Source organism: Bradyrhizobium sp. SZCCT0231 (assembly GCF_018130245.1).
Taxonomy (GTDB): Bacteria; Pseudomonadota; Alphaproteobacteria; order Rhizobiales; family Xanthobacteraceae; genus Bradyrhizobium; species Bradyrhizobium japonicum_F.
On the sequence record NZ_JAFCKP010000001.1, the window covers coordinates 664,999 to 689,549 of the forward strand.

Genomic DNA, 24,551 nt, shown 5'->3' on the forward strand with positions numbered 1-24,551 from the left:
GAGGCTGTTCGATCTCCATGCCCAAACTCCCCGTCACCGTCTTGTCCGGCTTCCTCGGGGCTGGAAAGACCACTTTGCTGAACCACGTCCTGAACAATCGGCACGGCCTGAAAGTGGCGGTCATCGTGAACGACATGAGCGAGGTGAACATCGATGCGGACCTGGTCCGCGATGGTGGTGCCAACCTCTCGCGGACTGATGAGAAACTGGTGGAGATGACCAACGGTTGCATCTGCTGCACCCTGCGCGACGATCTCCTGAGGGAGGTACGTGCGCTCGCCGAAAGCGGGCGCTTCGATTATCTGCTCATCGAATCGACGGGCATTTCGGAGCCGCTCCCGGTCGCAGCGACGTTCGATTTCCGCTCGGAGGAGGGCGAAAGCCTCTCCGACATCGCCCACCTGGACACGATGGTGACGGTGGTCGACGCCGCCAACCTGCTGAAGGACTATTCCTCGACCGAGTTCCTCGGCGAGCGCGGCGAGGCGCTGGACGGCGACAAGCGGACGCTGGTCGATCTCCTCGTGGAGCAGATCGAGTTCGCCGACGTGATCGTCCTCAACAAGGTGGACGATGCCTCGCCGCAACAGCGCGAGGCGGCACGGCAGATCATCCGCTCGTTGAATCCCGAGGCCGACATCATCGAGGCCAATCACAGCCGCGTGCCCTTCGACCGCGTGCTCAACACCGGCCGGTTCGACTTCGAGAAGGCCCAGCAGCATCCGCTCTGGTACAAGGAGCTCTATGGTTTCGCCGACCACGTGCCTGAAACGCAGGAATATGGCGTGAAGAACTTCGTCTACCGCGCCCGCCGGCCGTTCGATCCGTCGAAGTTCGACAAGTTCGTCAAGGCATCCTGGCCAGGCGTGATCCGGGCGAAGGGTCATTTCTGGCTGGCGACGAGGCCGCAATGGCTCGGCGAGATCAGCCAGGCGGGAGCGATCGTGAGGACCGAAGCGCTGGGTTTCTGGTGGGCGAGCGTTCCAAAGGAGCGGTGGCCGAACGATGAGGCCTGGCGCAAGCGGCTCGGCCAGTATTGGGACAGACTGTACGGCGATCGTCGCCAGGAGATCGTGTTCATCGGCACCGGCATGGACGAAGCCGAGATTCGTCGCAGGCTGGACGCATGCCTTGTCCCGGAAACGTCCACCATGGACATCGCCGCATGGTCCGCTCTCGCCGATCCGTTTCCGGCCTGGCGTCGAGGCGATCAGTCCAGCTGATCGACGTGCATACCAGACTCTCGGCGTGAGGTCCGAGCTCGACCACCTCGGACCAGGTCTTGCAAGGGGACGGCAAAGCCGTTAGTGCTCTGCCCCCTTTCCAATCATCCGTCAGAGTAGTTCATGTCGAGCGCCTCGCCCGCCGTCTCGATCGGCATCGATTTTGGCACCAGCAACACGGTCGTGGCCCTGGCGGCGGACGACCGCCGCGTCGAGGCCATCCGCTTCGATCATGGCGGACGGCGCCACGGCGTCTATGTGTCGGCGCTGTGCTTCTGGGAGGACCGGCCGGGCGCCGGCGCCCAGGCCGAAGGCGGCCCATGGGCGATCGAGCAGTTCCTCGAAGGCCGCCACGTCTACCGTTTCCTGCAGTCGTTCAAGACCTTTGCGGCGAGCTCTAGCTTCAACACCACCCAGGTGTTCCGGCAGCGCTACAAGTTCGAGGACATTTTGGCGGCGTTCCTGCGGACGCTGGCGCGACACGGCGGAGAGAGGTTCGGCTTCGAGGCGGCGAACATCACGGTCGGCCGCCCGGTGCGCTTTGCCGGCGGCAATCCCGACGAGGCGCTGGCGATGCAGCGCTACCGGGCCGCGTTCGAGCGCTTGGGTGCCGGCCACGCGCGCTATGTCTACGAGCCCGTGGGCGCGGCGTTCTCCTTTGCCCGCAGGCTCGAGCGCGATGCCACCGTGCTGGTTGCGGATTTCGGCGGCGGCACCAGCGACTTCTCGGTGATGCGGTTTTCCCGCGCCGGCGGCACGCTTCGCGCCGAGCCGCTCGGACACGCCGGCATCGGCATTGCCGGCGACACCTTCGACTATCGCATTGTCGACCACGTCGTCTCGCCGCGGCTCGGCAAGGGCTCGAGCTTCCGCTCCTTCGACAAGGTGCTCCCGGTCCCGAGCGGCCACTACACCAACCTCGCGCGCTGGCATCAGCTCGCGATGATGAAGAGCAACGGCGATCTGCGCGAGCTCCGCGAGCTTGCGCGCACCGCGCTGAAACCCGAACTGCTCGAGGATTTCATCACCATCGTCGATCTCGACCTCGGCTTTGCGCTGTACCGCGCGGTGTCCGATGCCAAGGTCGCGCTGTCGGCGCAGGACGAGGTAGACTTCCGCTTCAGGGGTGGCGGCGTCGAGATCGGCGCGGCCGTCACGCGGAAGAACTTCGAATCCTGGATCGCCGACGATATCGCCCGGCTGGCGGCCACCGTCGACAAGGTGCTGGCCGAGGCCCGCATCACTGCGCGCGAGGTGGAGAAGGTGTTCCTGACCGGCGGCACGTCCTTCGTGCCGGCCGTCCGGAAACTGTTCGCCGAGCGGTTCGGCAACGAGCGGCTGATGTCCGGCGATCAGTTCGAGTCGATCGCCTATGGGCTTGCGCTGATCGGGCACAGTCCAGACCCGGATCGCTGGGCGGCAAGTCAGACCGCCGTCGCGTAGCAGGTGGCGAGCGGCGTTCCGGCGGCGACGTTGTTCTGTCGCTACTTCTGCTGAATTCGGCTCAGGTAATCGATCACGGCGAGAATGCGAGTCCGCACGACGATCTCCGGGGTCTGCTGCGGCCCAGCCTTCTGCCAATAATAGGGATCAACGGCGTGAGGCAGGTTGACGATGGGGTTGAACCGTTCGCCCCAGACCGGCATTTCACGGGTGCCGTGAGCTGGGACTGATTTCGACCCATATATCGTCTCGTAAACGGCGTTGGTGGGAAACACTCCGTTGTTGTTCTTGGCCAACATGGTCAAGTCCGAAGGTGGCGTCTTGAGCTGGCCGCTGACCGGTCCTTTGCCCTTTGCGTCGGCACCATGACAGCTCGCGCACGAAGACTGAAATTCCGCCTTGCCGATGTCGACTTCTTCGGCCTTGGCGGCAGCGGCGAAACCAGCGGCAAGACCGGCAATGATCAACCATTCGACAGCAGATCTCATCATCTCGTCTCCGACGCCGGCAGGGAAGACTCCTGCTCCTAGCCGCTTCGCCCTTTCGACAGTTTGACGCACATCAAGACCGCGCGGCCAGAACTGAAGTGCGCATGTAGCCTTGCACGGTCGCTCGCTCGCCGACGTGACGCCGTCAGTTCTCCATGGCCTCATAAATCAGCTGCTTCACAGTTCTTTGGATGCGCTGGCGCTCCGAGGGAGTCTGCTCGAGCAAAACGAAAAACATGTCCTGCTTGCGGTCGATCACGAAATAACAGCCGCTGGCGCCGTCCCATTTCAGTTCGCCGAGATTGCCCGGCGGCGGCGGCTTGGCGTTGCCCGGATCGGTGCGCACGGCGAGCCCGAGCCCAAAGCCGAAGCCGTCGCCCGGAAAATAGAAGAAGTCCCGATCGACGCCCGAACCCGGGCCGACATGATCTGTCGTCAACAGCTTGAACGCCTTGGGACTGAGGATGGTCTTGTCCTCGTATTTGCCGCCGTTGAGCAGCATCTGAGCGAAGCGAGCGTAGTCGGCCATGGTGGAGACCATGCCGCCACTGGCGTACATCATCTTCTTCGGCTTGGTCGGGTCGTTCTCCCGCCCCACCCGGAAATCGCTGTCGTTCGGCATCGGCTTGGCGAGCAGCTTCTGCTTGTCGGGGTCGGTGACGAGGAAGCCGGTATCCTTCATCCCGAGCGGATCGAGCAGCTTCTCCTTCTCGATCTCGATCAGAGACTTGCCGGATACGATTTCCATGATCCGCGCCAGGATGTCGGTGGAATGGCCATACTGCCAGAGCGCGCCGGGTTGGTTGTGCAGCGGCAGTCTTGCGATCCGCTCAGCAAACTCGGCGAGGTCGAAATCACCAGCGTAGAGATCGGCAGCCTTGTAGGTCTTGCGGACCAAACTGTCGCCGTAGAAGCCGTAGGTGATGCCCGAGGTCTGGCGCATCAGGTCGAGCACTGTCGGCGGCCGGTCCGGCGGCACCAGCTCGAGCGTCTTGGTACCGTCGCTGGCCTGCTTCTCGACGCCGACCTTCACGTTCGCAAACGACGGAATGTATTTTGCGATCGGGTCGTCGAGGGAGAACTTGCCCTCATCCAGCATCTGTACGGCAACCACGCTGGTGATGGCCTTGGTCATCGAGAACAGGCGGAAGATAGTCTGGTCGGTGATCGGAGCCTTCGACACCACGTCCTGCACGCCGAAGGATTGGTGATAAACCGGCTTGCCGTGCTGTTGGATGAGCAGGATCGCGCCGGGAATTTTCCCGGTCGCTACTTCGTTGCGGAAGAACTCGTCGATTTTTGTCAGCTTGTCCTTGCTGAAATGCGCCCCCGCGGGAATCTCGAAAGTCCCTTCGGCCCAGGCCGAACCTGCAGCCGCAACGAGCAGCGCGCTACAGACAAGCACCCGCAACGTCTGGAATGCGCTCATCAGCCCCTCCCGGTTCCGTCCGAGTTTAGCCGTCCGTTCAACCGGCACAAGGGGCATTCAGCCTATTGATTGATCTCCGGCTCGACGAGCCGTGCCAGATTGCGCAGCGATTCCTGCCAGCCGAGATAGCAAGCCTCAACCGGAATGACGTCGGGCAGGCCGGACTGCGTGATCTCGACCTCGGTGCCGACCGAGACCTTCTTCAGCGTCACGGTGACCTCGATCACGCCCGGCAGATTGGGATCGTCGAACTTGTCGGTATAACGGATACGTTCGCCGGGGACGAGCTCGAGATATTCGCCGCCAAACGAATGGCCGTTGCCCGTGGTGAAATTGCGGAACGACATCCTGAACGTGCCCCCGACCTTGGGCTCGAGATGATGCACGGTGCAGGTGAAGCCGTTCGGCGGAAGCCATTTCGCCATCGCGTCGGCCTCCAGGAAGGCGCGATAGAGCTTCTCAGGGCTGGTGGCGAGAACGCGGTGCAGGCGGACGGTATTGGGCATGGTTGTTATCCTCAGGTGATTGACGGGCCCGAGTTGGCGTCTATGGCCCATTCATGTCACGAGGACGACGGGGAAGCCGCCGATCCGACACGGCCTTGCAGATTTTTTGTCGAGGACGCCGGTGGTAGATGGGTTGGCGCGAGCCGCTAGACAGCGGCCACGCCACCGGCGTCATCGTGAACGTCCGTCACTTCGTGATGACGTGCTTCGTTGGCGTCACTGCGGGCGGCGGCGCCGCCGGCGAAATCACGAACGTCACCCACGCGTTCCAGCCCTCGGGCCGGTTTTCGCCGGCAAATTCCTTATAGGCCTTGAAGTTGAGGTAGCCCTGCTTGTCGCCGACCGGGAAGATGAATCCGACCTGCGGGCCGATCCCGCCCACCCGCGAGCGGAAGCAGCCGACGCGATCGCCGGATCCGCTGTCGCAGCCGAGCTGCTGGTAGAAATAGCCGACGAGACCCACCTGCACCTGCTTGCTCACGAACTGGGACGCGCCCCAGTCGAAGTGCATGTCCACGCCACTCTGATACTGCGTATCGGGGTTCTTGAAATTGTAGGTGAAGCCGAGCACGCCGGACAGCTCACGTCCGGTCTGCGGATTGAAATAGGTATAGCCGCCGCCCGCGTCGATCGCGCCATGTCCGAGCCCGATGTTGGCGAGCCGGGACGACTGGTAGGCTCCGACCGGGATGTCACCGGTGATGTAGGTCATGTAGTTGTTGACACCGGCATTCCAGCGCAGCGCGAATTGCGGGATCAGGTCGCCAAAGCCGGTCACGGAATCGCTGATCGAATCGAAGCGCGAGAAGGGAATCGAGCCCAGCGGCGTTGCGAGCGTCCCCGTCACCAACCCGTTGAGCGAAGTGGTGTTTGCACCGTACATTCCGATCAGGCTGGCCGAGGCCTGGCCGCCGAGCACCGGCGTCGCGAACACGTAGGTCGCGTTCAGCATACCGAGATCCACGTTCGCATTGACGTTCGCACTCAGCGTGGCCGTCAGGTTCGCCGGAATTCGGCCGATCTGAATCTCGCGCGCACGCGCCACGTCACCGCCGGCGGACACCGAGGTGTGATAGTAGATCGCGGCGGCCGTCCAGCCCGGTTGCTGAGGTGTGGCAGCAAGGCTGCCGAACATGCCGGGGATCCAGAAGCTGATGCCGCTTTCGTCGGCCAAGGTCTTGGTCGGTATTGATACCAAGGCCGCAAATGCAATAGCGGCAAACGCTTTCGCCAATCGCATGGTGACTCCTCCCGAACCACGAGCTTCGCTCAGTGGGAGCGCCTGATATGTTGCCGAGAATATGACAGAGCCGGCCGGGCTCGCCATAGTTGGCGATGCGCCGGGAATATTTTGCAATCAGGTGTAGCAAGAGAACAACAATACGGCGCCATGATACCAGCGCGATGGAGATGAAGTCCCGGGAATTTACGGAAGAACGCCGCGCCTCTTTGCAACATCTCCGCTTCTGATCCGTCATCTTGATCTGTTGATCCATATCAAGCCTTTTCCTGGTCGCCGGAAAATGATGGCGCCTCATTTGAAGGGGAGGAATTGCAATGAGCGCTGCCCGATCCTTTCATCTTGTCGCACTGATCCTTTCGTTCTCGGCGCCAGCATTCGCACAGCAAGCACAACAAGCGGCACCGCCTCCGGGCTCGCCCGCCGCGACCATCACAATTCCGGGCAATCAGCTGCCACCGCCGCCGCAGCAGTTCGGCGGCAAGATCGAGCGCGATGCGCGCAATTCGACGCCGTTCTGGCCCTCGCGCGTGGTCCCGCCCAAGGACGCACCGAACGTGCTGCTCATCATCACCGATGATGCCGGCTACGGCGTGCCAAGCACATTCGGCGGCGTCATTCCAACGCCTGCGCTCGACCGCATCGCGCAAAGCGGATTGCGCTACACCAATTTCCATTCAACGGCGCTGTGCTCGCCGACGCGCGCGGCGCTGATCACCGGACGCAATCATCACTCGGTGGGCTATGGCGTGATCGCCGAGCAGGCCACGGGCTTTCCCGGCTACGACAGCGTGATCACCAAGGACAAGGCCACGATCGGCCGCATCCTGACCGACAACGGCTATCGTACGGCATGGTTCGGCAAGAACCACAACACGCCGGAGTATCAGGCGAGCCAGGCCGGCCCGTTCGACCAGTGGCCGACCGGCATGGGCTTCGAATATTTCTACGGCTTCATGGGTGGCGATACCAACCAATGGGAGCCCGGCAATCTCGTTCGCAACACCACGGCCATCTATCCCTACCAGGGAAATCCCGGCTGGAATCTGGTGACGGCCATGGCGGACGACGCCATCGACTATGTGAACCGCATGAACGCGCTGGCGCCCGACACGCCGTTCTTCATCAAGTTCGCGCCCGGCGCGACGCATGCGCCGCATCATCCGACCAAGGAGTGGGTGAAGAAGATCAGCGACATGCACCTGTTCGACCAGGGCTGGAACAAGCTCCGCGAGACCATCTTCGACAACCAGAAGCGGCTCGGCGTCATCCCGCAGAACGCAAAGCTCACGCCGTGGCCGAAGGATCTGATCAAGGAATGGGATCAACTCTCTGCCGACGAGAAGAAGCTCTTCATCCGCCAGGCGGATGTGTTCGCCGCCTTTGCCGCCTATGCCGACAATGAAATCGGCAGGGTGATCCAGTCGATCGACGATCTCGGCAAGCTCGACAACACCCTGATCATCTACATTGAAGGCGACAACGGCACCAGCGCCGAAGGGCAGCCGAACGGCACGCCCAACGAAGTGGCGATGTTCAACCAGATCAACCCGTCGGTCGAGGATCAGCTCAAATATTTCTACGACGTCTGGGGCACCGATCGTACCTACAACCACATGTCGATCGGCTGGGCCTGGGCCTTCGACACGCCGTTCTCCTGGACCAAGCAGATCGTGTCGCATTTCGGCGGCACCCGTCAGGGCATGGCGATCTCCTGGCCAGCGGTGATCAAGGACAAGGGTGGCATCCGCCATCAGTTCCACCATGTCATCGACGTCGTACCGACCATTCTCGAGGCGTCGAAGATCAAGGCCCCCGACATCGTCGACGGCATCGCGCAGAAGCCGATCGAGGGCGTCAGCATGATGTACACATTCGACGCCAAGGCCGCGAATGCTGCCTCGACGCACACCACGCAGTATTTCGAGATGTTCGCGGATCGCGCGCTCTACAATGACGGCTGGATTGCGAGCACCAAGGTGCTGCGCCCGCCGTGGGTGACGGTTGCGAAGCTGCCGGCTCCGGGCGACTATCCGTGGGAGCTGTACGATCTGCGCAACGACTGGACGCAGGCTGAGGACGTCGCTGCCAAGTATCCGGACAAGCTGAAGGAGTTGCAGGCACTGTTCTGGAAGGAGGCGGAGAAGTATCAAGTGCTGCCGCTCGATTCCTCGGTTGCGGCCCGGCTCATCACGCCGCGCCCAAGTCTCAGCGCCGGCCGGACGAGCTTCGCCTGGACGCGACCGCTCACCGGCACGCCGAACGGCGACGCGCCGAGCCTGCTCAACGCATCGTACGCCTTCAAGGCCGATGTGGAAATTCCTCAGGGCGGCGCCGAGGGCGTGTTGGTCACGCAGGGCGGCCGTTTTGGCGGCTATGGTCTTTATGTCCTGAAGAACAAGCCCGTCTTCACGTGGAATCTCGTCGATCTCAAGCGGGTGCGCTGGGAAGGTCCGGAACTGACACCCGGCAAGCATGTGATCGAGTTCGAGTTCAAGTATGACGGACTCGGCGCAGCCACCATGCTGTTCGGCAATTACAGTGGCATTGGAAAAGGCGGCACCGGCACATTGAAGGTCGACGGCAACATGGTGGCCACCGAGAAGATGGAGCACACGCTTCCCTTCATCCTGCAATGGGACGAGTCGTTCGATATCGGCTCCGACACCGGCACGCCGGTCGACGACAACGACTATCAGACGCCGTTCGCCTTCACCGGCAAGATCACCAGGATTGCGCTGGACATCGATCGGCCCAAGTTGAGCCCGGAGGACATCAAGAAGCTGCAGGAGGCCGCGCGTGCGGCGGGCGACGGTCCGTCGGCCGACGACGGCAAGACGGCTTCGGCCGAACCGCAAGTCGGCACTGTCGGCCTGAGCCTGGTCGAGAAGATCCAGTTGCGCATCGACAAGCGCGAGGGCTGCCGGAAGCAGGCCGAGGCGCAGGGGCTCGGCCTGGTGGAGCGTGTCAAGTTCGTCCAGCAATGCGTCCAGAAGTGATGCGATTTCGAGAGGAAGTACCGCACCGCATATAGCGACAACTCGGATTTCAGTGGAGTGACAAGCGATGATTCCGCGCGCCCTCATTGTGACGCTTTTTCTGATCCCGCTTGCGACCTTCGGAACGCAAGCCCAACAGATCACTGGCACTCCGGGCTCACCCGGAGCCACAACGACCATCGAGGGAAAGCAACTTCCGCCGCCTGCTGCAAAGTTCGGCGGTGTCATCAAGGAAAGAGCCTCGGATTCGAAACCTTGGTGGGCGCCGCGAATCGTCCCGCCGAAGGGCGCACCCAACGTTCTCCTCATCATGACGGATGACCAGGGCTTCGGCGCGCCGAGCACCTTTGGCGGCGTCGTACCGACGCCCAGCATGGATCGGATCGCAAAGGCCGGTGTTCGCTATACAAACTTCCATTCGACATCGTTGTGTTCGCCGACGCGCGCTGCGCTGATCACCGGGCGCAACCATCACTCGGTCGGCTACGGGGTTGTCGGCGAAATCGCGACGGGTTTTCCGGGGTACGACTCGATCATCCCGATTGAGAAAGGCACGATCGGCACCATCCTGAAGGCGAACGGCTACGCGACCTCTTGGTTCGGCAAGGACCACAACACGCCATCCTACCAGTCGAGCCAGGCCGGACCGTTCGATCAATGGCCGAATGGAATGGGGTTTGATTATTTCTACGGGTTTGTCGGCGGCGATGCGAGCCAATGGCAGCCGAACCTGTTCCGCAACACGACGGCGATCTATCCCTTCCAGGGCAATCCCAGCTGGAATCTCGAAACGGCAATGGCCGACGAGGCGATCCAGCACATGAAGCAGCTCAAGGAGATCGCGCCGGACAAGCCGTTCTTCATCTATTACGTGCCGGGAGCGACGCATGCGCCGCATCACCCCACCTCGGAGTGGGTGAAGAAGATCAGCGACATGCACCTCTTCGACGAGGGCTGGAACAAGGTGCGCGAAAAGATCTTCGCCAACCAGAAGCGGCTCGGCATCATGCCCGAGAACGCCAAGCTCACGCCGTGGCCCAAAGACCTGCCGGAATGGGACTCGCTGAGCTGGGACGAGAAGAAACTCTTCATCAAGCAGGCGGACGTCTATGGGGCCTATCTCGCCTACGCCGACCATGAGATCGGCCGGGTCATCCAGGCCGTCGAGGATCTGGGTCAACTCGACAACACCTTGATCATCTACATCGGTGGCGACAACGGCGCGAGCGCCGAGGGCATGCTCAACGGCACGCCGAACGAGTTCACCACCTTCAACGGCGTTCCCGTGCCGGTGAAAGATCAATTGCTCTGGTATCCGTTCTGGGGCTCGGAACGGACGTTCCCGCATTTCGCGGCCGGCTGGGCGTGGACGATGGATACGCCCTTCAAATGGGTGAAGCAGGTGCCATCGCATTTCGGCGGGACAGCCCAGGGCGTCGTCATGTCTTGGCCCGGTCAGATCACGGATGTGGGCGGCATTCGCCGTCAGTTCCACCACGTCATCGACATCGTGCCGACGATTCTCGAAGCCACCGGCATTCAACAACCCGACACGATCAACGGGATCAAGCAAATCCCGGTCGAAGGCGTCAGCATGGCGTATACGTGGGACAAGACCAATGCCAACGCGGCCTCGCGACACACCACGCAATATTTCGAGATGCTCGGCAACCGCGCCATCTATCAGGACGGATGGGTGGCGGCCACGACGCCTGCGACGCTCCCGTGGGAGCTCAGCACCAAGACGCCGCCGGATGTAATTACCGGCTACAACTGGGAGCTCTACAACGTCCAGGAAGATCCCACACAGTCCAACGACCTCGCTGCGAAGATGCCTGACAAGCTCAAGCAGCTCCAGGATATCTTCTACGCCGAGGCGAAGAAGTACAACGTGTTGCCACTCGACAACTCGACACTCGCGCGCTGGAACACGCCGCGTCCGAGTCTCACGGCGGGACGGACAACGTTCACCTATTCGGGTGAGCTGATCGGCACGCCGGCAAGCGCCGCACCGAGCATCCTGAACAAAGCCTACACCATCGCTGCAGAAGTGGAGATTCCGCAGGGAGGCGCAGAGGGCATGATCGTCACCCATGGCGGACGTTTCGGTGGCTACGGCCTGTTCCTGGGCAAGGGCGAGTTTGGCATCGGACGCGGCAAGGTGGTGTTCCTATATAACCTGCTCGACCTCAAGCGTACGACATGGGAGGGCCCCGAGCTCGAAGCCGGTAAGCACACCATCGTCTTTGAGTTCAAGCCCGAAGCCCCGGGCCTCGGCAAGGGAGGCACGGGTGTCCTGTCGGTGGACGGCAAGGAAGTGGCGCGCAATACGCTGGAGCACACCACGCCTATCACCTTCCCCGAGGACGAGACCTTCGACATTGGCCAGGACACCCGCACCGGAGTCGCGTTTCTGGAATATCGCTATGAGCCTCCGTTCAAGTTCACCGGCAAGCTCAACAAGCTGACCTTCAAGCTCGAACCGGAACCAGTAACGCTGGGCAAGCACTGACGGTACCCCGGTCGCGCGCGAAAGCTACGCAACCGGAGACGATGAAGAAAGTGCTGATTTGCGCCGCGGTCGCCGAGGCCGCCATGCCTCTCGGCAGCGGCGACGTCATCTATCAAGCAGGAGTGCGAAACCATGACGAACAGCATCCTCGCCAGCCAATCGCGTCGCGATTTGATCTCGACGGGCACTTTGGCTGTCGCCGCCGGAATCCCGCTCGCGTTCGCAACGAGAGCGAACGCCGATGAGGCCAAGCCAATGCTCATGTTTGTGCAGATGGCTCCTGATCTCAAGGTCGACCGGGCCGCACAGACTCTCAGGCTCGTCAATGTCGTTCCCCAGACCCTGTATTTTGCAGACCGGCCTGAACGAATCGCCGGGCATGTGACCATGACGAACTACCTTGCCGAATGGACGTCGAAAGCCGGCAAAGACAATTTTGGCAATGATCCGCCGAACGCCGCGTTGTCGGTATATGAGCCCGGACAGCCCAACAACACGCTCGCTGTGGTCGTGCTCAGCAATCCCAAAGTCGAGGGCGCTGATCTCGTCTACAATTTCAAGCTTCTCAACGGCAATCTTCCGGCCAGCGGCGGCGCGACTGCGGTCTTCATCGACTGGATCGGCGTCGGCGGCGGTGTCGGGCTCGGCTTCCACGGCGTCGGCGTCGGTTTCCGTGGTCGAGGATTCCGGTGATCCGACTTGAGGCAGAGGAGAAAGCCATGAGTATCGGTGAAAATTATTGGATGAAGTCATTCAGACTGCGCCGCCGCGATCTGGGTCTGGGCGCTTTGGCGCTGGGCGCGGCCGCCACGCTGCCACGACCAAGCGTGGCGGAGGGGCGGGCGGAAAAGCTGGAGCAATTTCTGAAGGGAGCGCTTGGGGACCTGAAGGACCTGAAGGGCGATGTGAAGGAAGAGATCGCCTACCTCCTCGGCATGGAGTGCTACGTCTATGGCTTCCCGCTGGTGCTGATGGATGTGACGAACGGTGTGCTCAACGCGACGTCGAAGTCCGGGGAATACAAGGCGCCCATCAACCAGTTCGGTCGGATGAGGACCTATGTCAGCCCGGACTTCAAGGATGTCGTGCGGATCAGCGTCAACTCGCTGTGGTCGTGGGCCGTCCTTGATCTCGACAAGGAGCCGCTCGTCGCGTCGCACCCCGATACGAAGGGGCGCTACGTGGTCATGCAGCTGATGAACATGTGGACCGACGATTTCGCTTCGATCGGCAGCCGCACGACCGGCACCGGAGCGGGTAAGTTCCTCGTCGCCGGACCGAAATGGAACGGCACGGCGCCGTCGGACATCAAGGATGTCTACCGATGCTCGACGCGCTTCGCCTGGCTGCTGGTGCAAATGTCGGCCGCCGGGCCCCAGGACTTTCCGGAAATCCACGCACTGCAGGATCAGCTTCAGATCACGCCGCTCAGCGCATGGGGGAAACCGTATACGCCACCCAGCGACGTTCCGATCAATCCTGCCGTGGATCTCACCGCGACTCCCTACGACCAAGTGAGGTTGATGACGGGCGAGATGTTCTTCGAACGCCTGGCGAAACTTCTGAAAGACAATCCGCCATATCCGGCCGACGCCCGCATGCTCGAGAAGCTCAGGAGATTCGGCATCGAGCCAGGCCAGGAGTTCGACACCAGCAAGCTTGATCCCGCCATCATCAAGGGACTGAACGAGGCGCCGGGTGAAGTATGGCTGAAATTTCAGCAGGCGGCATACGACCAGCCGGCGGTAAACGGCTGGCTGAACATCCTCAATCTCGGGAGATACGGCACCGACTACAATACGCGCGCCCTCGTCGCCTGGTTCGGCCTTGGCGCCCTGACCTCGGATGATGCGGTCTATCCCAGTACATTCGTCGATGGTGATGGAAAAGTTCTGGACGGCGCCGCCAAATACGTTCTGCACTTCGACAAAGGCGAACTGCCGCCCTCGGCCGTTGGAGTCTGGTCCGTCTCGCCCTATCGCGAGAACTTCTACGTACGGAATTCAATCAACCGCTACGGGATTCTTTCGGGCATGCCGCTGAAGTACAACGCGGACGGCTCGTTGGACATTTACATCCAGGCGACATCGCCTGGTGCCGACAAGGAGGCGAACTGGTTGCCGTGTCCGCCGAGTCTTCCGTTCAACCTGACCATCCGGTCGTACCAGCCGAGCAAGCCGTTGCTCGACGGCAGCTACAAGATTCCGCCGGTCAAGAGAGTGACGAGCGCTTGATGAAGCAGAGAGTAGATGGATCTGCGCCGGCGAGGAGCCCGTACAGGTCGTCTTCGCTATCGTGCGCCTCGGTCTTGGAGCCATGTCAAAGAGTGCAGCAGTTGTGAAATGGAGCGTAGTTGCCGCGGCCCTGGAGGCCGCGGCGACCGGTCTTGTCCTGTTCGTTCGGCCATCATGGTTCGCGTGGCTGGTATTCGCTGCCGAATTCTCCGACGCCGGCAGCGCGCTCGGCCGGCTCGCAGCCGTCGCTTTATTCGGACTAGCGCTGGCGACCTGGCCCATGGCTGCCGCGACCGACCAACTTGCATCGTCTGTTCGCGCAATGCTGTGTTACAATGTGCTGGCAGCGGTTTATCTCCTTTACGTGGGAATCAGCGGCCAGTTAACTGGGATCCTCCTATGGCCCGCGATCGCGCTCCATGCGATACTCTCGGTCCTTCTTGGTCGCGCATGGCTCGTCATGAGAGACCTTGAGAGAGGAGAAGATTTCTCGATTTGACGGTTGAAGCTAACCTTGAAGGCGATAGCTCACGAGGGCAGGTCCCTCGCGACACAGGGAGGGTGAAATGTACAAGACACTCGGCTTGCTGGTGCTGGCAAGCACGATGAGCGGACTGACAACATCCCCCTCCCAGGCTGCCAAGGAGACCTTGCAGTCCATGCTCGCGGTGCAGATCCGCTCGCAGGGCTTTGTCTGTGACAAGGCCCTCAGTGCCATCAAGGACCGGCGACGATCAAAACCCGATCACGGAGTATGGGTGCTCAAATGCAGCAACGCGAATTATCGAGTAAGCCGCGCGCCAGACATGGCCGCCAGGGTCGAACCGCTGCGGTGACGAGGCGCGCCAGCATCGAACGGCGGTAACATGCAAAGCGTAACGGATCTGATCCCAATCACACCGTCGATCGACGAACTTGGCCGCATCATCGCCAATGTCGCAGCTCCGGCTTTTCTGCTCGGCGCGGTCGCTGCGTTCATCTCGGTCGTGATCTCGCGGATCAACCGGGTGATCGACCGCTCGCAGTTCATTCACGGCATTCCCGCAGACGATTCTGCAAGAGTCTTCCTGAAAGCCGACCTGCCGCGGCTCCGGGAAAGGGCGCGGCTTCTGAACCGATCGCTGTTCTGTTCCATCGTCGCCGCGATCCTGACGGCCCTCATCATCTTCGTTGCATTCGTCAGCGCGCTCCTGCAAGTCGCACACGAATACGGCGTGGCGATGCTGTTCATGGCGGCCATGCTGATGTTCAGCGCCGCCCTCGTCGATCTGGCGCGCGAAACCAGAATTGCGCTTCACGACAATGACCTTCACGTGTAAGCGGAGTGGCGGGGCGGTAAGCGGACGTGGCACGAGGCTCGCGAAAGAACCGCAAGGACGACAAGCTCCGCAAGGCGCCAGCGCCCGAACCGGTGCCGTCCGCGCCGCGTCCGCCGCGGGTCTCTCACCGCGCCACGAGGCGCTGGATCGTCGGCGCGAGTGCAGCCGTCGCCGCGATTGCCGTCGGACTGCTCTGGTTCGAACCATCGAAGGCTCCCGTCCAGACCTCGACGCCTGCCGAATTGGCCTTCGTCGGCAGCGAGTCCTGTGCCGGTTGTCACGAAGCGGAAGCAAGCCTCTGGCGGACCTCGCAGCACCGCCGCGCCATGGATCACGCGACGGCGCAGTCCGTGCGGGGCGATTTCAACGATGCGACGTTCGACTACGCCGGCACCCGCTCGCGCTTCTTCCGCAAGGACGACAAGTTCCTGGTCGAGACCGATGGGCCCGACGGCAAGCTTGCGACCTTCGAGGTGAAATACACCTTCGGCCTCGAGCCGCTGCAGCAATATCTGATCCAATTCGCGGATGGGCGCGTCCAGGCTCTGTCCATCGCCTGGGACACGCGGCCGAAAGAGCAGGGCGGTCAGCGCTGGTTTCATCTCTACCCGGACGGCGCCATCACCAGCAGCGATTCCCTGCACTGGACCAAGCTGAACCAGAACTGGAATTTCATGTGCGCGGAGTGCCATTCGACCGATGTGCACAAGAACTACGATGCAGCCCAAGACCGGTTCGCGACCACCTTCTCCGAGATCAGCGTCGGCTGTGAGGCGTGCCACGGTGCGGGCTCTCGCCACGTTGCGTGGGCCCGTGTCAACCCGGCGGCGCACGGCGCCGATAACGGCCTGCTGGTCCGCTTCGACGAGCGCACCGGCATCACCTGGTCCGCCTCCGCGGGCAAATTGACGCCCGTACGCAGCGCGCCGCCACCTGGCCTGCGCAAGGAGGTCGAGACCTGCGGGCGGTGCCACGCGCGCCGCGGGCAGCTTTCGGAAGACTGGATCCCGGGCCGACCGCTCTCTGACACACACCGCGTATCGCTGCTCGACCGCCAGCGCTTTCATGCCGACGGGCAGATGCGCGACGACGAGGAGACCTACAACTACGCGCCGTTCAAGCAGAGCAGGATGTTCGCCAAGGGTGTGACCTGCAGCGACTGCCACGACCCGCACAGCGCAACGTTGAAGGCACCCGGAGACGGCGTTTGTGCGCAGTGCCATACGCCCGCCAAATACGAATCCGTGGCGCACCGGCATCATGCCGATATCTCGCCGCAACCAAGCTGCGCGTCCTGCCACATGCCGGAACGCCGCTACATGGTGGTCGACCGCCGCCACGACCACGGCTTCCGCGTTCCGCGTCCCGATCTCTCGATGCAGACGGGTGCACCGAATGCGTGCAACGACTGCCATCGCGACAAGCCGGCGGCCTGGGCAGCGCATCAGATCGAGGGCTGGTTCGGGCCGGATCGGCGGGGCCACCAGACCTATGCGCGTGCGTTTCATGCTGCCTGGAGCGAAGCTGCCGACGCGCAAGCGCAGCTCGCTGCGATTGCTGAATCGGCTGACGTTCCCGGTATCGTCCGCGCCAGCGCGCTGGCGGAGCTTCCGGCACCGATTCCCGATCTGATCCGGCATGGGCTTTCCGATTCCGATCCGCTCGTGAGGCTCGGCGCGCTCGATCGGCTCGAAGGAGCGCCCGCCGATCAGCTCTGGCCGCTCGCCTCGCCGCAGCTGGGCGATCCCGTGCGTGGTGTGCGCATTCGCGCCGCCGAGCTTCTGGCGGCCGTGCCTTCCGCGCGCCAGCCAGCGGCCGATCGCGACAAGTTCGCGCGGGCGGCTGCCGAATTCGTCGCTGCGCAGAAGCTGAATGCGGATCGGCCGGATGCGCGAACGGCGCTCGGCAACTTCTTCCTGCGCCAGGCCAATCCCGGCGCCGCGGAGGCCGAATACCGCGCCGCGCTCAGGCTCGATCCCTCGTTTGCGGCGGCCGCCGTCAACCTGTCCGACTTGTACCGGCAACTCGGACGCGACGGTGACGGGGAGAAGATCCTGCGTGAAGCGCTCTCCGCGTCGGCGCAGGACGCATCTCTCCACCACGCGCTTGGCCTGACACTCGTGCGCCTGAAGCGCAGCGAGGAGGCGCTCGGCGAGCTGCGTCGGGCTGCCTCTCTTGACCCCGGCCAAATGCGGTACGCCTACGTCTATGCTGTCGGACTGAACGGAGTGGGCCGGCGCGACGATGCACTTTCTGTGCTGAACCAGAGCCTGCGCGGACATCCCAACAATCTGGAGCTGCTCTCAGCCGCTTTGAACATCAGCAGGGAGAAGGGAGACATCGCGGCCGCGCTGGGTTATGCCGAGCGACTGGCGCTCCTCCGGCCTGACGATCCACGGTTGGCGAACCTCATCAGGGAGCTCAAGCGATAGCGCCGAAGGCGGGCGGCGGCCGGCCTTGCTTCGATGTCAAATCGCCGCCATGTCCTGTGGCGTCATCGTGAACGCCAGCCGGTAGCGGCCGACCGTCGGATGATTCTGGGCCCCCGCCGCATGAAGCGCCGATGGCGCCAACTGCGCGATCACGGCACCCTCGACGGCATCGGCCTCGTAACCCGACAGCAGCACGATCCAGTCGGCAGCGCCATCCTCTCCCCGGATCTGCTGCTCGGTGGTGGGCGAACTCGTCTTGGGCGTATCGGTCAGGAGGAGGTGAGCGCCCGTCAGTCCCGGTTTCGACGCAAGGACGCCGAGCGTATCGAGGAGGTGCGCCTGCAGCTCGGCAGCGCGTCCAGCTTGCGGCGAGAGCCTGACGGTGGCCAGCGAGGTCGCCACGCCGCCGCCAAAGCTCGCGATGATCCGGCACTGGCTGCGGACCATGCCGAGATGATGCGGCATCATCTTCGTCGACCACGGTGTCGGCGCATTGAGCCGGTCGAGATATCCCTTCGACGTGAGCACCTCATATCGTTCCAGCTCGTAGAGCACGAAGAAGCCTTCGGCATCCGTCGTGCTGCTCCAGCGCGATCCGCGCCGGAAGCCGGGAATGCTCATCCGCTCCGGGAAGTGCTCGTGAGAATGCCAGTCGCCGAATTCGGCGCGCTGCTCGGAGCGAATGCTCCACCACATCGCGACGGCGGCCTTGCCGAGCAGTGACATGCTGTCCTCCCTCTTTGCGCAGGGCTATCGCATTGAGAGCTTTTCCCTGCAGCCATCCTTCGAGACGCCCGCTTGAGGCGGGCTCCTCAGGATGAGGACGGAGTGCGCGGCAGCAGCTTCAACGAGCACTGACGCCGATGAGCCTCATCCTGAGGAGGCGCGTGAGCGCCGTCTCGAAGGACGAGGCGTGCGCGCAGGCCGCCACCAGTCATATGCGATAGCCCTGCCTTTTTGCGGTAGTTTGCCCCAACGCCAGCAGCGGTGGCAAGGTGCGCCCGCTTGACAGGCCGAGGCCACAATTCCGCTATCGTTTTCTCATTCAACTCCTGCGGGAAATCAGGGGGCTTCCGTTGCGCAGGACAGTTTGGGCTTTCGCCGCCATCATCTGCTGCCTCGGCTCGCCCCTGCAGGCCGCGGGCATTCAATTGCTCGACGCCGATCCGGCGCTGTCAGGCGCGATCTGGTATCCGTGCGCGGCGGAGCCGGCACACGTGGCGCTGGGCCGTTTATCGGTCAGTGCCGATTTCGACCTGAAGGGCGTCAAGGACTGCCCTGTCGCGGGCGCAAAGCTCCCGCTCGTCATCTACTCGCACGGCCGGGGCGGATTTTTCGGTCAGCAGCACGACACGGCAGAGGCACTGGCCGATGCCGGCTTCGTCGTCGCCGCCATCAATCATCCCGGCGATACGTTCAGCGACTCCTCGAGGCGCGATACCCTGTCGGTCTGGGAATCGCGCCCGGCGGACATCGTGCGCCTGCTCGATTTTCTGTTGAACGACTGGAAGGACAGGGCGGCGATCGATCCTGCCAGGGTCGGCTTCTTCGGTTTCTCGCTCGGAGGGGCGACCGGCCTTGTGTTGATGGGGATCACGCCGGATTTCGGCAGGGTCGCCAGTCTTTGCAAGGAGACGACCGGCGTTTGCGCACAGCTTCACAATGGCGAGACGCCGCCTGAGCCGATACAGGATGCGCGTATCCGCACTGCGGTTATCGTCGATCCTGCGCCGACTGCCCTGACGCGAGAGAACCTTGCCGCCGTCAAGGTGCCTTTCCAGTTCTGGCGCTCGCAGTTCGGTGGGCCTGGAGTCGGCGACGGCTCCGGCAACGCACGCGTCGCGGAAGGCTTGCCGGGCAAGCCTGACATCCACGTCGTGCCGGCCGGCCACTATGCGTTCCTGGCACCGTGCTCGCCGGAGCTGGCGGCGGCCGTCCCACGCATCTGCACCGACACGCCGGCGGGATTCGATCGAGCAGGATTTCATCGCGAGTTCAACGCGGTGGTGGCGAAGTTCTTTCGGGAGCAGCTTGCTAGCGGAGATCGCTGAGCATTGCGGGGTGACCCATCGATGACGTGTGAGCCGGGGAGGCGAGGATGAGACGACTTGGTTGTGTGATCGTTTTGCTTGGGCTTCTGCGATCGCTGGCCGCGGCCGATCCCGCTCTGCCTGGTCTTGTTCGGCAGGATCGACTGATCACGATCACGCTCGCCAATGGAAGTCAGGTCAAGCTCGAGACCATGATCATCCGCCCGAACCGGCCCGGGCGCTTTCCGCTGGTTCTGCTGGTTCACGGTACAGATCCTGCGACCGGGCAAGCGTTTCGCGCCGCGGCAGCGCGACAATCTCCGGTCGATCTTCTCAATCCTGCCGTTGCGTTTCCACAGCATGGTTATGCCGCCGCGTCGATCATGCGCCGGGGGTTCGGTCGTTCAGAGGGACCGTTTGCCGAGGCACTTTCCGGACCATGCGATGATCGGGACTTTCTAGCGGTTGGGCGGATCGCGGCTGAAGACGTCACCGGCGCTGTTGCCACGCTCCGTGGTGAGTCCTGGGTCGAGTCTGATCAGGTCGTGCTGATGGGACATTCGACGGGGGGCTTCGCGGTGACGGCCGCGGCAGCGGGAAATCCAGCCGGCGTCGTCGGCGTCCTGAATTTCGAGGGGGCTCACGGTTCGGTCCCGGGTCGCACGTGCAGTCCGGACCATCTCGTCGCGGACGCTGGCATCTTTGGCCGCGCGGCGCGAATTCCGGCGCTGTGGGTCTATTCGGAGAACGATCAGAGTGCTCCGCCAGCGTTGGGCCGTCGCATGTTCGATGCTTACGTCGCCTCCGGCGCACCGGCGAAGCTTCAGATCTTGCCGCCCTTCGGTGTCGATGGGCATGCCATGGTGCCGATGGGACCTGCCGACATCTGGTGGCCAGCGGTCGAGAGCTTCTTGAACCAGTTGCGCTTGCCGACGTCGGTGCTTGTCGAATTGCCTCCGCCTGCGGCCATCCCGCTACCGACGCCGCTCAACGCGGCGTGCACTGGCTATTTCGACGCTTACGTGAAGGCGCGGACCGACGTGAAAGCCTATGCCTGGAATCGCGAAGGTCATTGTTCATCGGTGACCTCCACCCAGCGGACGGTCGAGGACGCGAAGAGCGAGGCGTTGCGTCAATGCGTGGCCGCCTGGAAGGAATGCTCGCTCTATGCGGTCGGACAGGCACTGGCGCCCGGATAGATCCCGGGCAACCGTCGTCCAAAAAGAGGGGGCAGCCGAAACGGCGGGCCTCGAACGTTAACCGGAAGTCACCGCACGCGGTCGTAGCGACGCGCTTGAACTACTGCGGACTCATTTGCCCATTTCGCTTGAGCGGCTCCTGTTCGTCGACCGGAATCGATCAGACATGGAAGCGCAGCACATTAGGGGCATCCCGGATTGAGCGAGGCAAGGAATTCGTCGGCGATCGGTCGCCAGCGGTCGGGATAGAGCCGCAGCAAATGGCCGTCACCAGGAACGCCGTGGAGAAGCTCGAAACGCAGTTTGCCGCCGGCCGCGACGAATGCCTGATGGTACTCGCGGATCAGGGCTTCGGGGTAAAGACGATCGTTATCCGCGTACAACCAGAGTTGCGGGACCTTGCCGGCGGCGCCGTGGCCAGCGTTGGCGTAATAGGGCGTGGTTACCGGTCCGTACGGGTACCAGCCGCCCACGAAGTTCACCACGCCCATAACCTCGTCAGGTCTTAGACCTGCATAGTGCATGGCGAGAAAACCACCGCGCGATTGGCCGGAGAGCAGCACCGGCCCAAGCCGGACGCCAGGCAGTTTGCGGCCGTAAGCGATGGCCGATTCAAGATCCTCAACGGCTTGCGCCACCCCTTTCGATACATCGACGAGGCTGCCGTCTTGATCGCGCCCGAAATCTTCCTCGCCGTTGACGCCCTCGGACATGCCGCGCCCGCGCCGCATGAACACCAGCACGGCAAAGCCGTTGTCGCGCAGCCAATGGGCCTCGGTTGCGAATGACCAACTCCGCAATTGATTGCGGCCGACGTCGGAGCCGTGGGTGATGATCGCGAGCGGTGCCGGCCCCGGTCCGGCCGGCGGGTAGAATGTCGCCTCGAGCATGATCGGCCGCGCACCGTCGGGCGTACGAAGCATGAGATGTGGGAGGAAGAGACGCTCGCCAGGCCAGGGCCAGTTCTTCGGCCGCTCACCTGCGGCCAACCGCACTGGATCAGCGCGGACCAGTGCCCCGGAGGTGACATTGCCGGAGGCGACGCCGGACGCGATGGTCGCAGTCAGGTACAATCGGTCGGGACCGTCGAAGGCATATCGGAAGGTGCGAAAGCCCGTCATGGTCAGCACGCGCTCGGCGACCGTCGCCTCGCCTCGCCACCATTCGCGATTCATGCCGTAGAAAGCCGAATCCGACTGAGCGAAAACCACGTTCGCATGCCCGTCCGGCCTGACGCGCTCGACCACGAGAATATGTCTGTCGTCGTGCCAGGTTCCGATCCACGCTCCCTGGAAGCGCGCAATCTCGGGCGGCACGTCTGGCGCCGGCGTCTCCATGTCGAACTTGTCTGGCAACGGAACGACCGATTCTGGGTCGACGGTGAGGGGCTGGGCCGGAGCGTTTTGCATCAACATCAAGTACACCATCAAAAGAACAGTCGAAGCTCTGCGCATATTCTGCTCGAAATCTTCTCGAATCGCGCGGAGTGATCGCGCGCCCCGAACACAGTGCGCCCAGCGCTGCGCTCCCATCATGAGACGGTTGCCAAACCGCGCCACACCCGATCTACCGGCCGAAGCTCAGACTAGGGCCCGATCTCATGAGGCGCAATCTCTGCTTGTGCCCATTCGCGACGATCAACCGATCGTCAACATGGGTGAAACAAGCCGCCATGGGGTCGTACCTCATGCAGAAGTGGGGGCGGGGCGATGATTATCAATTCGCCGTGCATCAGCGCCACTTCGAGGAGAAACCCTTCTCTGCAATCGAGCGCGGGCGGGCACGCATCGGGACGATCTCTGTTCAGAAGATGGACCGCTACATCCAGGGAAGGGGCTGGTAAAGGCGGCGAGCTCTTTGCCGAGCCTGACATCCGTATCATTGGACGATGACACAATACCCCTGTTTTGCCCGACGGGTCAAAGGCGATTTCGTAAAATACGAAGTTGCCTTGCGATCAAGGGGTTGGCTACTGTGCATGGGGTTGTTTTCCGTTTTTTAGTTGGCGCCTGCGATTGCTCGGCGTTCCCAAGCAAAAAGGGCCGCCCCTTCGGGCGGCCCTTGCGTCTCATCCAAGCGGTGCCGCTTACTCGGCGGCCTGCTTCTGCGGCGGGTCGAGTGCGCCGGACTTGTGGATGTCGGCGACCTGGTGATCGCTGAAGCCGAGCACCGAGCGCAGGATCTCGTCGGTGTGCTCGCCGAGCAGCGGCGAGCGCTGCACGTCGCTCGGGGAGTCCGACAGCTTGATCGGGTTGCCGACCGAGATGTACTTGCCGCGGGTGGGGTGATCGACCTCGACCACGGTGCCGGTGGCGCGCAGCGACTGGTCTTCCGCGATCTCCTTCATCGACAGGATCGGGCCGCAGGGGATGTCGTCCTTGTTGAGGATCTCCATCGCCTCGAACTTGGTCTTCGTCATCGTCCACTGCTCGATGCGGGCGAAGATCTCGTTGAGCCGCGGCAGGCGGGCCGCCGGCTTGGCGTAGTTCGGATCGGTCTTCCAGGTGGGCTCGCCGATCACGTCGCAGATCTTCTCCCAGACCGGAGCCTGGGTGATGAAGTAGATGTAGGCGTTGGGATCGGTCTCCCAGCCCTTGCACTTGAGGATGCGGCCGGGCTGGCCGCCACCGGAGTCGTTGCCGGCGCGCGGCACGGCATCGCCGAACGGAACGCCTTCGCCGAACTGGCTGTACTCCTTGAGCGGTCCGTGGGCGAGGCGCTGCTGGTCGCGCAGCTTGACGCGTGCGAGATTGAGCACGCCGTCCTGCATCGCGGCGGTGACCTTCTGGCCCTTGCCGGTGGTGGTACGCTGGTGAAGCGCGGCCAGGATGCCGATCGCGAGATGCAGGCCGGTGCCGGTGTCGCCGATCTGCGCGCCGGTGACGAGCGGCAGGCCGTCGCGGAAGCCGGTGGTCGAGGCGGCGCCGCCGGTGCACTGCGCGACGTTCTCATAGACCTTGCAGTCTTCATACGGTCCGGGACCAAAGCCCTTGATCGAGGCGACGATCATCCTCGGGTTGAGGCTGTGGATCTTCTCCCAGGGGAAGCCCATGCGGTCGAGCACGCCGGGGCCGAAGTTTTCGACCAGGATGTCGCACTTCTTGATCAGCTCGGTCAGGACCTCCTTGCCCTTGGGGTTCTTGGTGTCCAGCGTGATCGAGCGCTTGTTGTGGTTGAGCATGGTGAAATACAGGCTGTCCACGTTGGGGATGTCCTGCAGCTGGCCGCGGGTGATGTCACCCACGCCCGGGCGTTCCACCTTGATCACGTCGGCGCCGAACCAGGCCAGCAGCTGCGTGCAGGTCGGTCCGGACTGGACGTGGGTGAAGTCGAGAATGCGAACGCCCGTGAGCGCTTTGGTCATTATGTTGCTCCTGTTACCACTTTAGTTTCCGTCATGCCCGCGAAGGCGGGCATCCAGTATTCGCTGTCGTTTCAGTTGGGTTCAGTGCTCGCCACCGATGTGGTCCGGCGAATACTGGACTCCCCGCCTGCGC

The 24,551-nt window shown here is 62.8% G+C and carries 19 protein-coding genes; 12 read left to right on the top strand and 7 right to left on the bottom strand.

Features of this window, described 5'->3' with window-relative positions; genetic code table 11:
• Positions 1-17: 17 nt before the first annotated feature.
• Both zigA and JQ566_RS02985 read left to right on the top strand, forming a co-directional pair.
• Positions 18-1,223 carry a zinc metallochaperone GTPase ZigA gene (gene zigA, locus JQ566_RS02980; RefSeq protein WP_212369712.1) on the top strand — a complete coding sequence of 402 codons (1,206 nt, stop codon included), beginning with the start codon at positions 18-20 and terminating at the stop codon, positions 1,221-1,223.
• A 123-nt stretch (positions 1,224-1,346) separates the two neighbouring features.
• Entirely contained in the window at positions 1,347-2,666 is a 1,320-nt protein-coding gene (locus JQ566_RS02985; protein ID WP_212369729.1) for an Hsp70 family protein, read from the top strand.
• Positions 2,667-2,707: 41 nt separating this feature from the next.
• On the opposite strand, the gene JQ566_RS02990 is transcribed toward JQ566_RS02985, so the two are convergent.
• From JQ566_RS02990 to JQ566_RS03005, 4 genes are all read right to left on the bottom strand, one after another.
• Entirely contained in the window at positions 2,708-3,157 is a 450-nt protein-coding gene (locus JQ566_RS02990) for a c-type cytochrome (protein ID WP_212369732.1), read from the bottom strand.
• A gap of 142 nt (positions 3,158-3,299) precedes the next feature.
• The gene (locus JQ566_RS02995; RefSeq protein WP_212369736.1) at positions 3,300-4,583 is read right to left on the bottom strand and encodes a serine hydrolase domain-containing protein; all 1,284 of its coding nucleotides are present in this window, start codon (positions 4,581-4,583) and stop codon (positions 3,300-3,302) included.
• Positions 4,584-4,645: 62 nt separating this feature from the next.
• Positions 4,646-5,089, bottom strand: a complete 444-nt coding sequence (locus tag JQ566_RS03000; RefSeq protein ID WP_212369739.1) for an SRPBCC family protein — start codon at positions 5,087-5,089, stop codon at positions 4,646-4,648.
• A 187-nt stretch (positions 5,090-5,276) separates the two neighbouring features.
• A complete protein-coding gene (locus JQ566_RS03005; RefSeq protein ID WP_249139165.1) occupies positions 5,277-6,329 on the bottom strand; it encodes a SphA family protein in 1,053 nt (350 codons plus the stop codon).
• A gap of 317 nt (positions 6,330-6,646) precedes the next feature.
• On the opposite strand from JQ566_RS03005, the gene JQ566_RS03010 reads away from it, so the two are divergent.
• From JQ566_RS03010 to JQ566_RS03045, 8 genes are all read left to right on the top strand, one after another.
• Positions 6,647-9,328, top strand: a complete 2,682-nt coding sequence (locus JQ566_RS03010; protein WP_212369742.1) for an arylsulfatase — start codon at positions 6,647-6,649, stop codon at positions 9,326-9,328.
• Positions 9,329-9,395: 67 nt separating this feature from the next.
• Positions 9,396-11,840 carry an arylsulfatase gene (locus tag JQ566_RS03015; RefSeq protein ID WP_212369745.1) on the top strand — a complete coding sequence of 815 codons (2,445 nt, stop codon included), beginning with the start codon at positions 9,396-9,398 and terminating at the stop codon, positions 11,838-11,840.
• A 132-nt stretch (positions 11,841-11,972) separates the two neighbouring features.
• Positions 11,973-12,533, top strand: coding sequence for a hypothetical protein (locus tag JQ566_RS03020; RefSeq protein ID WP_212369748.1), 561 nt, complete (start codon positions 11,973-11,975; stop codon positions 12,531-12,533).
• 26 nt (positions 12,534-12,559) lie between these two features.
• The gene (locus JQ566_RS03025; RefSeq protein ID WP_212369751.1) at positions 12,560-14,074 is read left to right on the top strand and encodes a DUF1254 domain-containing protein; all 1,515 of its coding nucleotides are present in this window, start codon (positions 12,560-12,562) and stop codon (positions 14,072-14,074) included.
• Between the two features lie 82 nt (positions 14,075-14,156).
• Positions 14,157-14,573 carry a hypothetical protein gene (locus tag JQ566_RS03030; RefSeq protein ID WP_249139166.1) on the top strand — a complete coding sequence of 139 codons (417 nt, stop codon included), beginning with the start codon at positions 14,157-14,159 and terminating at the stop codon, positions 14,571-14,573.
• 67 nt (positions 14,574-14,640) lie between these two features.
• Positions 14,641-14,910, top strand: coding sequence for a hypothetical protein (locus JQ566_RS03035; RefSeq protein WP_212369754.1), 270 nt, complete (start codon positions 14,641-14,643; stop codon positions 14,908-14,910).
• 30 nt (positions 14,911-14,940) lie between these two features.
• Positions 14,941-15,393: a DUF2721 domain-containing protein gene (locus tag JQ566_RS03040; RefSeq protein ID WP_212369757.1), complete on the top strand. Its 453-nt coding sequence runs from the start codon at positions 14,941-14,943 to the stop codon at positions 15,391-15,393.
• Between the two features lie 26 nt (positions 15,394-15,419).
• Positions 15,420-17,825, top strand: coding sequence for a cytochrome c3 family protein (locus JQ566_RS03045; RefSeq protein WP_212369761.1), 2,406 nt, complete (start codon positions 15,420-15,422; stop codon positions 17,823-17,825).
• 36 nt (positions 17,826-17,861) lie between these two features.
• On the opposite strand, the gene JQ566_RS03050 is transcribed toward JQ566_RS03045, so the two are convergent.
• Positions 17,862-18,551 (bottom strand): hypothetical protein, encoded by a 690-nt coding sequence (locus JQ566_RS03050; protein WP_212369764.1) that lies wholly within the window; start codon positions 18,549-18,551, stop codon positions 17,862-17,864.
• Positions 18,552-18,901: 350 nt separating this feature from the next.
• Between JQ566_RS03050 and JQ566_RS03055 the strand changes: the two genes are divergently transcribed.
• Both JQ566_RS03055 and JQ566_RS03060 read left to right on the top strand, forming a co-directional pair.
• Positions 18,902-19,876, top strand: a complete 975-nt coding sequence (locus JQ566_RS03055; RefSeq protein ID WP_212369767.1) for an alpha/beta hydrolase family protein — start codon at positions 18,902-18,904, stop codon at positions 19,874-19,876.
• Between the two features lie 47 nt (positions 19,877-19,923).
• Positions 19,924-21,054: an alpha/beta hydrolase family protein gene (locus tag JQ566_RS03060; protein WP_283814315.1), complete on the top strand. Its 1,131-nt coding sequence runs from the start codon at positions 19,924-19,926 to the stop codon at positions 21,052-21,054.
• Positions 21,055-21,236: 182 nt separating this feature from the next.
• Here JQ566_RS03060 and JQ566_RS03065 read toward each other — a convergent pair whose 3' ends face one another.
• Positions 21,237-22,469, bottom strand: a complete 1,233-nt coding sequence (locus JQ566_RS03065; protein ID WP_249139167.1) for an alpha/beta hydrolase family protein — start codon at positions 22,467-22,469, stop codon at positions 21,237-21,239.
• Positions 22,470-23,140: 671 nt separating this feature from the next.
• Positions 23,141-24,418 carry a formyl-CoA transferase gene (frc, locus tag JQ566_RS03070; protein ID WP_212369773.1) on the bottom strand — a complete coding sequence of 426 codons (1,278 nt, stop codon included), beginning with the start codon at positions 24,416-24,418 and terminating at the stop codon, positions 23,141-23,143.
• Positions 24,419-24,551 lie beyond the last annotated feature (133 nt).